Origin of the sequence: Pseudomonas sp. P20 (assembly GCF_016463925.1) — a bacterium.
Taxonomy (GTDB): Bacteria; Pseudomonadota; Gammaproteobacteria; order Pseudomonadales; family Pseudomonadaceae; genus Pseudomonas; species Pseudomonas aeruginosa.
Map to the genome: position 1 here is coordinate 1 of NZ_JAEMVM010000057.1, position 762 is coordinate 762.

Genomic DNA, 762 nt, shown 5'->3' on the forward strand with positions numbered 1-762 from the left:
CGTTCGCCAGGCCGCCTTGGATACGCTCGCAGATGGATTTCAGATATGCCGCCGGGTCCTGTCCGCGAATCTGCGCATCCGCCTTGCGGATCCGGCGGTAGACGACCATCCGCACGCGCCGCTGTTGTCCTCGCCAGGGCAGCTTGCTGACGGCGGTGTCGACGAACAGTCCGCCCGGCTTCGAAATGCCCTCCAGGTGATGCTTCATGAGCGCCAGGTACATCTCGCTGAAGGCCGATCCTCGCGCTCGAGGATGGACGTACTGCCTCAACTGCTCCTGGAAATTGTCCCAGCTGATCTCGTCCTGGGCGTAGAACTGGACGATCCAGGGCGAGGTTTCGTGCTCGTCGAAGGAGTTCTGCAGGGCTTCTTTCAATGCGTCCCGAGCGTTCTGCATCCAATTGGGATCGCGGCCCTCGGTGCCCAAGGGCACCAGCTCGAAGAACGCGGCGCGCGAACGCCCATCTTCCAGGAGCATCACCTGCTCGTCGGGCAGGTACTCAGCCCAGGGCAGCAGGTCGACGAACGATGGGTCGTGATCGTAGAGGCGTGACGCTTCAGCCTGCGTGGCGCCATTCTTGCTCCCGGTGTTGGGCAGAGGAATACCCATGGCGGCCAGTCGCGCCAGATAGCGCTCAGTCGCTTCTTCCGCGGCCGCTACGTCCAGCGCTCCTGAATCTTCGGGAGCGTCTGCCGGTACCGACTGAGGCTGTGTGCGACCGCGCAGAAGATTTTGAAAGAGGCTCATTAGTAGTCCTCCGT

At 62.5% G+C, this 762-nt stretch carries 1 protein-coding gene; it reads right to left on the reverse strand.

Annotated features, from left to right (window positions below):
- Positions 1 to 748, reverse strand: a 748-nt coding sequence (locus JHD77_RS30545) for a TraC family protein (RefSeq protein WP_199506548.1), incomplete at its 3' end; no start/stop codon positions are given.
- Between the last annotated feature and the right edge of the window lie 14 nt (positions 749 to 762).